10 protein-coding genes are annotated in these 11,963 nt (G+C 55.0%); 3 read left to right on the top strand and 7 right to left on the bottom strand.

Annotation, left to right across the window (positions count from 1 at the left end):
* Window positions 1–104 precede the first annotated feature (104 nt).
* Window positions 105–563 (top strand): hypothetical protein, encoded by a 459-nt coding sequence (locus tag D3D01_RS16750; protein ID WP_121513027.1) that lies wholly within the window; start codon window positions 105–107, stop codon window positions 561–563.
* On the top strand, window positions 560–1,798 hold the full coding sequence (locus D3D01_RS16745; protein ID WP_121513026.1) for a phage integrase SAM-like domain-containing protein: 1,239 nt from the start codon (window positions 560–562) through the stop codon (window positions 1,796–1,798). Before D3D01_RS16750 ends, D3D01_RS16745 begins: the two co-directional genes overlap by 4 nt.
* 151 nt (window positions 1,799–1,949) lie before the next feature.
* Here D3D01_RS16745 and D3D01_RS16740 read toward each other — a convergent pair whose 3' ends face one another.
* The 7 genes from D3D01_RS16740 to D3D01_RS16710 form a co-directional block, all read right to left on the bottom strand.
* Window positions 1,950–2,837 (bottom strand): hypothetical protein, encoded by an 888-nt coding sequence (locus tag D3D01_RS16740; RefSeq protein ID WP_121513025.1) that lies wholly within the window; start codon window positions 2,835–2,837, stop codon window positions 1,950–1,952.
* 234 nt (window positions 2,838–3,071) lie between these two features.
* Window positions 3,072–3,593, bottom strand: a complete 522-nt coding sequence (locus tag D3D01_RS16735; RefSeq protein WP_121513024.1) for an SWIM zinc finger family protein — start codon at window positions 3,591–3,593, stop codon at window positions 3,072–3,074.
* A gap of 225 nt (window positions 3,594–3,818) precedes the next feature.
* Window positions 3,819–4,370 carry a hypothetical protein gene (locus D3D01_RS16730; protein ID WP_121513023.1) on the bottom strand — a complete coding sequence of 184 codons (552 nt, stop codon included), beginning with the start codon at window positions 4,368–4,370 and terminating at the stop codon, window positions 3,819–3,821.
* A 60-nt stretch (window positions 4,371–4,430) separates the two neighbouring features.
* Window positions 4,431–4,568: a hypothetical protein gene (locus D3D01_RS24180; RefSeq protein ID WP_199725418.1), complete on the bottom strand. Its 138-nt coding sequence runs from the start codon at window positions 4,566–4,568 to the stop codon at window positions 4,431–4,433.
* Between the two features lie 712 nt (window positions 4,569–5,280).
* On the bottom strand, window positions 5,281–6,045 hold the full coding sequence (locus D3D01_RS23495; RefSeq protein ID WP_147439943.1) for a hypothetical protein: 765 nt from the start codon (window positions 6,043–6,045) through the stop codon (window positions 5,281–5,283).
* Window positions 6,046–6,245: 200 nt separating this feature from the next.
* Window positions 6,246–7,157 carry a hypothetical protein gene (locus tag D3D01_RS16715; RefSeq protein ID WP_121513020.1) on the bottom strand — a complete coding sequence of 304 codons (912 nt, stop codon included), beginning with the start codon at window positions 7,155–7,157 and terminating at the stop codon, window positions 6,246–6,248.
* A gap of 137 nt (window positions 7,158–7,294) precedes the next feature.
* The gene (locus D3D01_RS16710) at window positions 7,295–9,817 is read right to left on the bottom strand and encodes a VWA domain-containing protein (protein WP_158600495.1); all 2,523 of its coding nucleotides are present in this window, start codon (window positions 9,815–9,817) and stop codon (window positions 7,295–7,297) included.
* 287 nt (window positions 9,818–10,104) lie between these two features.
* On the opposite strand from D3D01_RS16710, the gene D3D01_RS16705 reads away from it, so the two are divergent.
* Window positions 10,105–11,928, top strand: a complete 1,824-nt coding sequence (locus D3D01_RS16705) for a DUF4365 domain-containing protein (RefSeq protein WP_158600493.1) — start codon at window positions 10,105–10,107, stop codon at window positions 11,926–11,928.
* The last annotated feature ends 35 nt before the right edge of the window (window positions 11,929–11,963 follow it).

Raw genomic sequence — 11,963 nt, 5'->3', positions numbered from 1 at the left:
AGTGGGAACACCTCCAGCGGCGCATCGACATCGTCGGCTTCGCCATCCGCGAATGGGACTTTCTCACTCCAACGAACGAGCCTGCCGAGGCCAGTAGCTGACGGATGTCGGTCCCGCATCCCGGTGGCGATCCGAACGCAAACCTCTACGCCCAGCTGAAGCGAGACGTCCTCGACCGTGTGCCACAGATTACGGCGGTCGAGTTCGTTCCTGATGATATCGAGGCCAAACAGCTGCGGGCACGGTTTGATCCAGCCCGTCTCGACCCTTCGACAGGGCCTGAGTCGCCGGAACTGTCCATCAAGTGGTACCGACAGGAGCCACACGATTGGTTCCGTATCAACTACACCGACCCGAACACGGGATTTCACGCTGGGTGGCGCCAAGACGAGGACCATCCCGATCTCGGACGAGCGCATTTCCAGTACTCAGCCGGCGATGCGGAGGATCGCTGGGGAATCACGTTTGAACACGAGACTCCTTCGCTGATCCTTTGGGAGATCGTCGAAGTGCTTCTCAAGGATGTCCGTCCGACCTACCAGTACGCGAACGGGGACTCATGACACCACGCGAACGCGCCGATCGGTCACTTGCGAGTTCCTTCGAGCGGTACCTCCAAGACAAGGGGAAGGGTCGCGGTGGTGATGGCGGGAACTATCGACGCAACGTTGCGCGCGAACTCAAGCGATTTGCCGAATGGGCTGCCGGCGAACGTGGTCGCGACGACTGGACGGGAGTCGTCCCCGACGACGTCGACCGAGACCCAACGTTCGAGGACCTCGACGAACGAATGTTCAGAGAGTACGCCCGTCACCTTGCCGGAGGTCGGGGACTCAAGCAGAACACGGTACAAACCTATTATCGCTATATCTCCGCGTGGTGCGGTTGGTGCGTCAACGAGGGGTATCTCGAAGCGCACTACGCCCAACGGGCGAGTGCGACGGCGCCGCTGCCCGAGGACGATGGTCGCAAGCCCGGCGACCAGCAGGCCTGGACGTCCGAACAGCGCCACGCACTCACTCGTCACGTCGACGAGCGGGCTCGCAACGCCATCGAGGCGTACACGACACTCTCGGAGGCTACTGACCCCCTCGACAAGCAGCGAGCGCGCTACACAGCTCTGAAGGCGTCACGCGACCGGGCGCTCGTGTTCCTCCTCGCGTACACCGCCGTCCGCGTTGGGGAACTCCTCCGAGACCCGAACGACCCACGCCGGCGCGGCGTCCGCTGGGAGGACCTTTCGCTCGACGACGGGAGTATGGACGTCTACCGGAAGAAACAGCAGTGGGACGCCGCCAGTCTCCCCGACCCGGTGATCTCGCCGCTGCGGAGCTACCGTCAGCTGATGGACCCATCGACTGAGCGGTGGCCAGTGTTTCCGACGTTCGACCAGCGGACGCTCGCAGGGCTTGTCCAGGATGAGCTAACTGACCGAGGGGAACGCCCGGAAACAATTTCTGAACACCGTGAGGAGCACGCTCGCGACCTACTGCTAGCACTTGCTGAGGATATTCGACCGCCGTCAATCACGACTGACGGCGCACGGTCGATTCTCCAGCGACTCTCAGAGGCCGCGGAGATCGACATCGACCATCCGAAACACGACTATCTCGCTCCCCACGGCGGCCGGCGTGGGATGGGTGAAGTCCTCGTCAGAGCCTTTGGATATACGGTTGCCGCCCGATATCTTGATAACTCAGAGGAGATGGTTCGAGAGCGCTACTCACATATTGAGGCCGGCGAATTAGGCGATGTCGCAACTGAGGCACTAGAAGAAATTGACAGTCTTACAGATTAGTAGCTTCAGCACTGGGTTTATATCGCTTGACAGACTTTCTTCGGTTATGAGCCTCGAAGAGACGGTAGACTACCTCGCCGAAGAACTTGATCTCGAACGAAGTGAACATGTTCGCGAGGTCGGTCAGTCGGTCGCCGAGCTTCGCGACTGATCAGAACATTTCTCGGAAGTCTCGTTCGACGAGTCCGTCCTCTAGGTACGTGATGAAATCTTGTTTCGTTGGTCCTTGATCATCGAGCAGATCATCTCGTTCTGCGCGCTTTAGGACCGCTTGAGCGAAGGCCGTACAGTGGGCTTCGTGTTGCCCAGCGTACTCTGAGAGAGCATCTCGCCAGTGCATATCCAGCTCGAACTCGGATAACCGGATTTGGATTCCATCTTTCCGTTCGACAATGTCGACGTCCAACTTTTCGAGTTGCTTGAAACGGAGGTTGTTCCGACGGACAGTAATTAGCCGCTTGGAATCGACGATGTACGGATCAACCCACCCTCTCCAGGTATCGTCGTCGACGTGCGTTCGTGGCATCTCAAAATCTGGGTCCACACTCTCAATACAGAATTGCAGCATCGCAATGCCAGTTCGATGATTCGCGTTCGGGAGGGAATGCCGAAGAATCAAGTTCGACATCACTTCCCCAGCGACGTTCGGAAGTGGTGCTCCCCAGGAGACGTGATCGAGTGTCTGTTGGATCTTTTGGGGTTCAAACTCTTTGTAAAGGCGGAATTCGTCTTCTTCGCGGACATCGACAGCGGCTTCGAGCAGTTCCACTAATCGGAATGTGACAACTTGCCCAGGGCGGGAGAGTTCACGAATACGGTCGCTCAGCCATTCCTGATCGAAGTCGACATCTTGGGCTGATTCGATCTCTGAATCGCCTTCGTAGAGCACATAGACCGGTGTTTCGAAGGGGTACCGCATGAGCTTTATCGACTCGTCGGATCGCTGCCGCTGAGACAGAATTTCTTCCACCGATGCCGAGCTATATTTGAGTGAGAAATTCTCGGCTTGTGGGTGATGATAGAAGACGAGACGAGCCATCTCAATGTGTATTCAGCGGAAATGGGTAAAGCAGTCCCGCTTTTATGCTGAGTTCTACTCGCCTGACTCTACGACGTAGTGGGTGTGTTCATGTCTTCTTAATACTGGTTGTCTCACTCCTGTCGCGTCTCCACCCTTCGCCATCCATGTTGCGTGACCGGTACACGTTCGTCCGTTTGTCGAGTTTACTTTTCTTGGGGAGTCCTTTGTCTATGAGATCTCCGAGTAAGAGGCTTACAGTTGACTCGCTGGTCCGTATTCCTCAGACAACGCGGTTTTGAGATCGAAATCATCCCCTTCTAAGATTTCCTCGATGACATCATACACGAACTGGAGAGCCTGTACCTCAGCATCCAGATGAGCGAGTTCGTTCTCTCTTCGCTGGATTTTCGAGAGGAGATGAGATTTGAATCGCACCTCGGAGTCCCTGGATACGGGTTCAGACTGTCCAGCGTCACTTCGCTGTGGCAGGCGTCCATCTGGACGCGGAATTTGACCGGCCTCTAATTCTAACTCGACTCGCCTGACGTGCTTGCACGGGCTCGGAGTAGACGGATTCTCTCCATCGGGACAGCTGCACTGTCTGTCTAAGAGGTCTACCTCGTAGCGCGCGCCTGATTCGGACTGGACCTCATAGAGGCCACCCTGCCGAAGCAGTGCTACGTCCATGTTCTCTTTGCGAGCCCGCCGATCGCGGCCATCAACTATCGGCCCCTGTTCGTCGTCTTGGATTGCGGATGAGTCTGTGACTGCCATGTCGTGTGGAGTGGAAGAACGAGTGCGACCGTTCGCTCCTCCACGCTCTTCGGAGAGATAAAAATCCAGAGCTGGCGATATCGACAACAGCAGCAACGGTAGCACCATTATTAACGTTAGAAACGCTGGATAGGCCAATCAGTTATGAGATTAGAAACGTTAGAAACGAAGCCTAACACCGAACCCGGGACTGCATGTTGACTGTCCAATACCTAGGTTCTGAGGCTACTCGGGCTCAGCGAGCAACTTCTCGCGAGCAGCGTTGATATTCGACCGAACTGCATCTTCGGTCACATCTCGGATATCGGCCCACTGGGCGACGGTGTATCGCTCTGCTTCCTCGACGACGATCCAGTCGACAGCCTCGTGAAGCGAGAGTTCCCCGGCGATCAGTTCCGTGACTCGTTCGAGGAAGTCCTGGTCGTCCCAGGCGAGGTCGACCTCTTCGAACCGGTGGTTCTCAGGGTCATACGAGGCGATCATCTGGATGGCACCGTTCTGTTCGAGTTCTGCTCGAACGTGAGTAGGCAGAGAATTCAGTGCAGTCTGTGGTAACGGGTAGGCTGGGACATCGTGGAGCGAGGCAACGTCGAAAGGTGTGAGACTGCGGTGTGACTCGTCTCCGAATTTCATTAGGTAGCTCGTTTCCGCGGTGAGCTGTGTCCGTCCCTCGAGTAGTAGATCTGCGAGTTCGGGATACTCACTACGATCGACCGAGCCTGTTTTGAAGATTGTGACGAAGTCGCGACCACTGCCAGTTCCGGGTTGAGCTGCCATCGAAATCCTCCGTTGTATGACTCATAATCGTCGCGAACGAATATCAGTCTGCCTGCAGTCTCAGTCTTCAGTCTCTGGCTTTGTTTCCACCTCACGTAGCGCCGCTGCTCGCTCTGCGAGCATTCTGAGAACCCAACGTCGTCCTGCATGCTGATTCTCGTAAGCCACGTACTGCTGGACGGTTGGGATATCGTGCATACAGACGATTCCTCCTCGTACCAGCCTTTGCTGGTTGGTCTCGAGAAGTCTCTCTGGAGGCAACGCTTCCGCGATTCGCGTGGGTGCCCGCTGTCTCATTGGCCTCTCTCGTGGAGGTAGTGACATCGACTGGTCCCGAAAGGACCTCTTCCGCAACGAGTTACCCCACGAATTGGATTCTGCTTACTACGTGGGGTAACTTCGGTAGCGCGTAATAAGAGAATGAGTGACGACCTCATACAGGCTATTCCCCTTCACCGTCAGTAGTTGACGAGCCGAAAAGTGGCTGAATGGCCGCTAGGCGTCCGTCTAGCGTACGCTGATCACGGCTTGTCGCTGCGAAAAGAGCCGCCTGATTACTTTCGCTGGTGTCATTACTGCTCTCAATTGGTCTCTCATCGACGAAGCCTCGGCAGCGAGGCATATCGATACGGCTTGACCGAGACGGTGCGAGTTCGATTCCGTGATCTGAGAGGGTTGATTCTACCGGGGTTCCTTCGACGGCGATTCCACCGCTATCGAACACCGTCTGTCTGGAGACTGTTCGCTTCAGTGTGGATTGCCTGTCCGCTTGAACCGATTCATTCTGAGTTTCTTGTTCGGTTGCCATGGCTTCATGGAGAAGCCAGATTCTGTCCGGCCCCTCCACTCTGTTCGGGTCGATAAACCAGCGCTGATCCGGCCCAATCCTTCCAGTTGAGCCCAGATTCGGTTAGAGCTCTTGAAAAGTATAGGCACCACCACGGGGGCCATCACCTTGGATGAACGGTCCTTCGAGATGGACCTCCAGTGCGTCAGGCCGTCCGCCGTTGAAGCGGCCTGTTACCGAGAACGGAGCCAGCCATGGACCTCTTCCAGCACTGTTCTCATTCGTGCGGCAAGCATCGTTAGCGACGGGTTCAAGATAGATCTCGCCCACCCGGCCGTTCATCAAGACATGTGTCAGCCCAAACGTATCGCACTCCCACTCGAGATGGACATTACCTTCAACGATGAATCGGTCACCAGCTACCGATACTTCTAACACATCGTCCTCTACCAGATGGTAATCAAAAACCCACTCTGTCCCCATGTGAACAGTCACGTCCGTCAACTGGAGATTTCCCTCAGGGTCGTCTATCCAGGGATGATCGTTAGTTAGAGGACTATCGACGGGTCCATTGACGAATTCATTCCCAAGAGTTGTTTCAGCTGACCCAGAGGCGTCGGGGCTCTCTATCTCGGATTGAGGTTCCCTATCATCTCTTGAGTTGGATGTCTCGTCTCTTCCAATCTCTCGATCTGACGAAACACTCGTCTCTTGTTCAGGGGATGCATCATCTCCAGATTGATTGAGGAAGCCGAGGCAGCCGGAGAGGGCCGTAAGTACAGTAACTGTGCCAGCTGAGAGAACCTGACGCCGGCGCCAGCTATCTTCCTGGTAAAAGGAGAGCCGACGGGAGTCGTCATCTTGAGTCCGAGTATCGAGGGCTGGCATAGCGACAATCGAAGGTAGGGACGCTAGCGGACAGGAAATAGATTCAGTAGTTGCGGAATACGCAACTATGCGCTCTTCTGATAGTGCACGATAGTTACCCCACGAACCGATACCGTCCTGCAAATCGTGGGGTAACTCATAATCTGCCAAATCAAAACTAAGCCTCACGTCTGCTCCAAGCTGTGGAGTTCCGGAGTATCCTAGTCAGAAAAGTCCGGACTCACGAACCGGCGGGCTCGATGTGGGATCTCGAGTCCCTTGGTTACTGGTAGAAAGATAGAGTTCTGATCGCTGGCGACGACGGCGGCAAGCAGTTCGTGCTTACAGAGGACCCTCCAGGGTTGATCGTGCTTGTAGGGACACGAACAGACAAGGCCATCCGACCAGGGGATCAACGGATACCGCCCCCCAGTCGTATACTTTCCCACGAGTAGTGGTGCCGGGAGTTCAATTCCGAACTCGCTCGGACGTACTGCCACAGAACTCTCACTACAGGACAGGTCTGCTTCTCGAATAACGTACTTCGCCGGGAGATTGTGGGATCGGGCATACTTGGAAGGTGTTTGGTCGTCATCTCCGAGGACGACCATCCCAACGAGCGTGTTCTGCCTGGTAAGGGCCTCAGCGTTTGGCTGGGGTCCAGCACTACTCCCAAAGAGCGTCCCGTACGACGATTCTTTCAGGACTTGGTATAGATTGAGCCAGGGAATCAGCTTCCTGTACCAGTTCGCACGGCGCTTGCGTTCAGAGTGAAGCGCTTCTTCGGGATCCGTCGCTGACCGACACTGCCGCAAGCGGTGAGCGAGGAACGCAGGTGCCTCACTGAGTACTTGATCATCCTCGAAGAAATCGTAGTATCGCTCTTCTTCCTTGAACGTCCGAAGGCACGTCTCTTCGGCATATTTCAGACCGTCCGGTTTCGTCTTCCCTGACTGTTTCCAGGGATCCGCGTTCTCAGGACCGCCCTTCCAAGAGTTGTACTTCTCCAGTAATTGATCGCGGCGGATGGGGCCGCCAGCCATGAAATCGAGCCGAATACGGTGTTCGACTGGTTCAATTGCCGGAGGATCGATCTCGACATCGTAGTCGTGTAGAGCGTCGGTTCCACCCATGGACCCTGGTGGGAGTCGAAGGGGCGGTAGCGTCGACGACGCGGCGTAGATGTGTCTTCGTTGCATTCGTCTCACGGGCTGAACTGGACTCCGCCCTGTACCCCATTCGGGCGGATAAACCGAGGTGAGCGTGGAGTTTAGAAACCGACGAGGAGACTGGCGAACTGATCGAGTCGGTCGTCTAGCTGATCCCCATCGTAGATTGTCGCTTCCCGTTCGTAGTATGTAGCGAGCTCTGAGGCATCAGCCGATAGATTCCCTGCCTGAGTGTCAGTAGCAATCGTGAGAGAACAGATCGGTGCAGGAGAGGCTCGGATCTGTTCGATGACGTCGTCGACGCTACTGGGCTCTCCGTCGGTGACGGCCACGATAAGCGGTTCATCACGATGGTCCTCGACGAGCTGGCTTGCAAGTTCGAGCGCGTCTGCCAACGGCGTACCCCCGCCACAGTCCGTGTCCAGTAGCGTCGCCTGGATATGTCGCGTCTCGACTGAGAACGGCTTTACGAGTCGGGCTTGGCTGTCGATGAAATCGACTATCGCGACATCAATCCCCAACCCTTCGGCGGCGACGGCAAACCGCGCAAGCGCCTTCGTCGCGACCTCGATCTTTGGAGGCTCACCGTTCCGCATCGAGCCAGACCGGTCGAGAACCAACACCAGTGCGTATCGTTTCTCGCGCCCCGGCGTGTCGACCTTGCAGACCCGGGGATCACCGATCAGAAGCCGATGTCCCGCAGTAGTATCGTATCCGCCGGCGGTCAAGCCTCGGCGGACACCACGCTGTCGGTCGAGACGGAGCTGTTTCTCGAGCATGCCAGCAACCTGAGCAGCGCCGTCTTCGATGTCAGCCCACACACCTGGTGGTGCGAGGTCGTCAGCGATTGGGACGATTTCCAGCTCGTCGAGCTGTCCTGGTCCTCCTGCGTTGCCGCCGCCTGTTTGGTCGTCTGAACCATCTCGGGCTAGCCGGTGGGCGAGATCTTCCAGCTCCCGCTCTAAGGCGTCGGTGTCGATTCCCTCTCGATCTGCTTCGTCGTGAGCGGCTGTCCGGTCTGCTTCGAGTGCCCCTTCGTAGGCGTCTGCCTCCTCAGTAGAATCACGATCGAGTACCTCAGCATGCGCTGGGCCGGGATCGGCTATAGAGTCTATCTGGTCGTCGGGTGAGGGACTCATGATCAGTGGCTCCCGTCGGTCATGACCCTGCTCTAAGCCCTCGTGAGAGTTGGTTGTCTCTCCCGCTTCGTGATCGTTATTAGAAGCGTCGACAGCGTCAAAGTCTCCAATGGTCGACTGATGTGCATCAATAGAATCGTCATCCCTCTTCTCCTCTACTGAGGTCTGTCCACTCTGCGGGGAATCAAGGTGTGCCCCAGGCTGTTCAATAGAGCGAGCAAGTGCCCGCGCTCTAGAGTCGAAGGACTTCGGGCTCTGTGACGGTTGGTCTTCATCACTGTCGGTCGAACCTAGTGTCTCGTCGGAATCGGGTGTTGACGTACCAGCGTCGAGGGAATCAGAGGTCTGTGGGGAAGGTGTCGCTTCGAGATTCTCGTCGAATGAATCCGGAGTGATCGAGGGCTGTCTGAGGACGTCTTGGAATGGGTCGTCGGTCGCGCCCCGTTCGAGTTGCAGGTGCTCATCGTGAACTCCGCCAGCCCCCTCGTCGATTGGCTGTTCTGGATCAGAGTTAGAATCTGCTGCTCCGGGAGAATCAGAGTCCGATGAGGGGTTGGTGTCTACATCAGAGTCCTCAGAATCATCCTGATCTGGCGACTGTGTTGATGCTTTGGAGTTCTCCTCTAGGAGTGGCAGGATTGCCGACTGCCACGTCTCGACGACCAACAGGGCTCGCCGTACAGATGCCGTCTTGTCATGGCTGTGGGTGATGTCGTCACGTTTTGCACCCCGGATTGCGAGGGTATCCCGTGCTAACGCTTGGAGTGCCTCTTGAACAGCGTCGAATCCCGAGGCATCCGCCTCCGACGCGAAGAGTATACGCTCATCATCTTTGTCGAGGAGAACCTCTGTGATACCCGTCGGATAGATTGCCCACTCGTAGAGGGCGCTCGTCACTGCATCCCAGAATGAGAATAGGACTTGCTCGCCGTCAGGGAGATCATCAGGAACCTGCGAGTGGATTCGGCGGGTGAGTTCGAGGCGTATCTCGGCGTTGTCGCTGAAGTTTGCCCCCTCAATCGCTTCCTGTTCGATGGCACCGTCCTCGATGATATTGATGAGGTCGTGTACCTGTTGTCGGTGGTTGGGCTCAATCTCGGATTCGAGAAGTTCTGCGATAGGACCGATCGCTGTCTTGAGAATATGAAGCAGTTCGTGAAAGGCGAGACCGAACTGGTGAGCGTGGTCGGCTGTCAGCTGATCGTTCACTGGGATTCGGTCTATTGGTGCTGGATCTGTCGTCACTAGTATGAGGAACTCAGCGTCGACGCTTTCGAGCAATTGTGCGGCCTGCTGCCGTTCAAGCTCGGTCGCATCACTTCTCACGAGCGCATCGGCTTCTGCGGGGAGGACCGCTGCGGTTTTGACGGCTGGCGTAAGAACGACCTCTACGTCGATGCCTGTGGGCAGGTGTCCACAAATGAACGCCCGGAGCCTATCGGTCCTATTAGCCGAGGATCGAACGCGAGAGGCAGTATCGGGCATGAACTGATCTGCGGGATGTCTTGTACCAGCCTGATAAGTCTTGGACATGTAAATGCATGAGGAGCCGTGGTCCCTCGATCACTTAGGGGAGATAAACCTCCTTGGCGAGTAGGACTTCACACGAGGGTGGCAAAACTCGAAAGGTGACAAGAGTTCGAACTTAGTACAGGTTCCCAGAGACGTTCCATAGTTCATGACTGGAATTACTATGGGCAGCCAGGCCTTCGAATGTGAAACAGTTACTCCGAAGAGACTCTTTTTGTATCTCCACATCAAGAAGTATATTAGTGACTGATAAGAAGAAGCGAAGCGAGGACCAAATCAAGCAGTCCCTCTCTGAGGGAGCATTACGGAAGGCGCTTGGCACCTCCTTCGTCATCAACGAGCTTGACGAGGATTTCGGCCTTGACTTCCAGGCAACTGTCACCAAAGAGCTGGACGAGGAATACCAAGAAGTCGGTCCAATCAATTTCTTCATCCAACTCAAATCTTCACAGTCCTTTGGGAACGACGACCTCGCTAAATTCGACGCAGATACCGTTGACCTGAAACTCTATCTTCAACAATCCTTACCAGTCGTCTTGGTTCTCTATGATGTCGATAAAGACGAGTTCTACTGGACCATCATCCAAGAGTACATCTGGGACACGCTGAAAGAAGACACACCTGACTGGCGGAATCAAAAAGGGAATCGAATAAAAATCGATAAAGATCAGTCCTTCGACAAACTTGACCAGCTCCGTACTGCCATTCTCGAAGCACAGAACAGGATTCTTCGTCGCCAAAACATGGCGCTGGAGATCGGTGAAGGCCTCCGACTTGACGATATTGGTGAACTAGAGGCTCAACAAGAAAGCAGCCTGGAGGATTACAAAGGCACCTCTCTGCTCAAATCCTATCGACTCCAAAAAAGAGGGGATCAGGATTCCGCACGTGAGGAGTTAGAAAAAGTCTACCAAGCACCAGAAGAAGACGAAGGGAAACTTCGAGCGGTCATCGGCTTATCTCACACCTACAATCCGCTTGTAGAAGAGGAAGCATTAGAGGTCATCCGCTACTGCGAGGAAGGAATCGAACTCGCTAAAGACCTCGATCTCATGGGTGACGAAAAATATCTCCAAGTGAACAAAAGCCAAGCCGAACTGTTCATCCTCCTTGATCTAATCCAACAGCGGATGATCACAAAGAACTTCCAAGAAAAAGCTGATCTCCCTCTGTTTGAAGCCTTCTACAACCAGGATCTGCTCGACCTTCTCAACAAACAACTACAGGTTTCCTCCGAACTCAATGAAGCTCTTTCTAGTCTGTTAGAAGATGGTCACTTCACCCACTATGCCATCTCCCTCCCACTGGTTCTAGACTACATTGGGGAGCAGATATCCCGATTTGTCCGACTGGATGTGATCGACCAAGACAAACTCCAGAGCAGCGACTTCGTCCATCCAATAGCCGAGCAATCCGAAACCGTCCTAGAGATAGTTGACGATGAAGAAACCCAGTTAATCCTTAACCTAGCGCTCGGAGGATACTACTACCACACCTACGAGACGGACAAAGCAAATGAACGGCTATCTGCCGCACTTGATATTGCTCGAGACATCGACGACAAAGGCCGGATCGAGTTACTGGAAGACTTCCTTAGCCGGGTTCAAGACTCTCCTGATCCTTATGAAGTGGAGAATAGTGACGATGAGAAAACCCTCGGTGAATTTCAAGAATCCCTCCGCGATATCGTAGAGATGCAGGGAATCGATATAGATCAAAATGATCGCATCACGGACTCACTCAAATTGGGGATCAAAGATGCTGACCCGACAGAATATTTCAAACACTGCGAACACCTCCGCATCAAATACCTCACTACTTCCCCTCTCGGCGAGAGTCTGGGGGTCTACACTCTTGGTAACAAGGTCATGTGGTGCAAGCACGGAGGCGGTACAGAGGGCCTTTCACTGGAAACCTTGTTCCACGGATTCAAAAACAGGCACTGCGAGGGATGTCCTCATCACTCTCCAAGACCTCACGACTGGACCGGCACCGTAGAATGGGTAACTGAGCAAGAACAAGATTCCGAGTTCTTAGAGTACCTGAGAGCGCGATACCAGCCCTAAGAATCTGTGAGGGGGTTCCTCAGAGCAGAATACTC

This window comes from Haloarcula sp. Atlit-7R (assembly GCF_003666065.1).
GTDB classification, from domain to species: Archaea; Halobacteriota; Halobacteria; order Halobacteriales; family Haloarculaceae; genus Haloarcula; species Haloarcula taiwanensis.
This window is presented reverse-complemented; position numbering and strand designations above follow the sequence as displayed.

Bases quoted from the DNA above. Each gene is read 5' to 3' on its own strand.
- D3D01_RS16750 (WP_121513027.1), top strand. From the start codon at position 105: ATGTCGGTCCCGCATCCCGGTGGCGATCCGAACGCAAACCTCTACGCC.
- D3D01_RS16745 (WP_121513026.1), top strand. From the start codon at position 560: ATGACACCACGCGAACGCGCCGATCGGTCACTTGCGAGTTCCTTCGAG.
- D3D01_RS16740 (WP_121513025.1), bottom strand. From the start codon at position 2,837: ATGGCTCGTCTCGTCTTCTATCATCACCCACAAGCCGAGAATTTCTCA.
- D3D01_RS16735 (WP_121513024.1), bottom strand. From the start codon at position 3,593: ATGGCAGTCACAGACTCATCCGCAATCCAAGACGACGAACAGGGGCCG.
- D3D01_RS16730 (WP_121513023.1), bottom strand. From the start codon at position 4,370: ATGGCAGCTCAACCCGGAACTGGCAGTGGTCGCGACTTCGTCACAATC.
- D3D01_RS24180 (WP_199725418.1), bottom strand. From the start codon at position 4,568: ATGCACGATATCCCAACCGTCCAGCAGTACGTGGCTTACGAGAATCAG.
- D3D01_RS23495 (WP_147439943.1), bottom strand. From the start codon at position 6,045: ATGCCAGCCCTCGATACTCGGACTCAAGATGACGACTCCCGTCGGCTC.
- D3D01_RS16715 (WP_121513020.1), bottom strand. From the start codon at position 7,157: ATGGGTGGAACCGACGCTCTACACGACTACGATGTCGAGATCGATCCT.
- D3D01_RS16710 (WP_158600495.1), bottom strand. From the start codon at position 9,817: ATGCCCGATACTGCCTCTCGCGTTCGATCCTCGGCTAATAGGACCGAT.